The organism is Streptomyces sp. NPDC059909, from assembly GCF_042730885.1.
Taxonomy (GTDB): Bacteria; Actinomycetota; Actinomycetes; order Streptomycetales; family Streptomycetaceae; genus Streptomyces.
Genome location: NZ_JBHWKX010000253.1, coordinates 1 through 1,160, shown reverse-complemented (window position 1 = coordinate 1,160; position 1,160 = coordinate 1). Strand labels below are relative to the sequence as shown.

1 protein-coding gene and 1 pseudogene are annotated in these 1,160 nt (G+C 72.6%); both read left to right on the top strand.

All coding sequences use genetic code 11. The annotated features are described in order from the left end of the window. Positions 1-158, top strand: a pseudogene (locus ACFV9O_RS40635) (urease accessory protein UreG); the annotation flags it as partial. 1 nt (position 159) lies between these two features. After that, a complete protein-coding gene (locus tag ACFV9O_RS40630) occupies positions 160-1,101 on the top strand; it encodes an urease accessory protein UreD (protein WP_100454980.1) in 942 nt (313 codons plus the stop codon). Positions 1,102-1,160: the final 59 nt, after the last annotated feature.

The following is a 1,160-nucleotide window of genomic DNA, read 5'->3' as shown; positions in this document are numbered from 1 at the left end:
ACATCGCCCAGTACGTGCGCACCGACATCAACGTCATGGAGTCGGACGCCCACCGGGTGCGCGGCGAGGGGCCGGTGCAGCTCACCGACTGCCTGTCCGGCAAGGGCGTGGACGAGGTCGTCGCGTACCTGGAGTCCCGGCGCACGGTACTGGTGTGACGTGAGGGCCGTCCGCGACCGGCTCGCCCCCGAGCACTACGAAATCGCCGTCCTCCCCGCGGAGGTCTCGGCTCTCGCCTCCCGGCCCGACACGCTCGGGCCGGGCTCTCCCGCCAAGGTCGGCGTCCTCGACCTGGAGTTCGCCCTGCGCGGCGACCGTACGGAACTGGTCGGCCGCTACCAGAAGACGCCGTTGCAGATCATGCGGCCGCTCTACGTGGACCCGGCCGTCCCCGGCATGGCCTTCACCTATGTGATGGCCACCGGGGGCGGCGTCGCCCAGGCCGACCGCTACCGCCAGGACCTGGTGTGCGGCCCGGGGACCCAGGCCCTGTTCACGACCCAGGCCGCCACCAAGGTCTACCGGATGGAGCACGACTACGCGACGCAGCGGGTCCACCTGACCGCGGGAGAGGGCTCCTACGTCGAGTACCTCCCCGACGCCGTCATCCCCTTCGCCGGGTCCCGCTTCCACCAGAGCTCGGTGGTGACCGCCGACGAGACGGCCACGGTCGTCTACGCCGAGACGGTCACCGGCGGGCGCCTGGCGCGGGGCGAACGGCACGAGTACACCGTGTTCACCAGCGACCTGGAGATCCGGCGTCCGGACGGCACGCTGCTGGCCGTGGACACCATGAGGCTGCGTCCCGAGGACGTCGGCGGGGTGACCGGGCCCGGGGTGTTCGCCGGGCACGACCACGTCGCCTCGGTCCACGTGGTCAGCACCCGGCGGCCCGCCCAGGAGATCGCCGACACCCTGCACCGGTCGCTGGCGGACGCCGACGTGCTGCACGGCACCAGCGTCCTGCCCGAGGCGTGCGGGGCCTGGACCCGGATCCTCGGCCACGAGCAGCCGTGCGTCACGGCGGCGGTCCACACGGCCTGGGACGCGGTGCGCCGCCTGCTCCTCGGCCATCCCGCCCCCGACCTGCGTAAACAGTAGGTCCCGTCGATCAGGAGACCTTGTCCATGATCACCGCCCCCGCGCCCATGCCGCCGGCC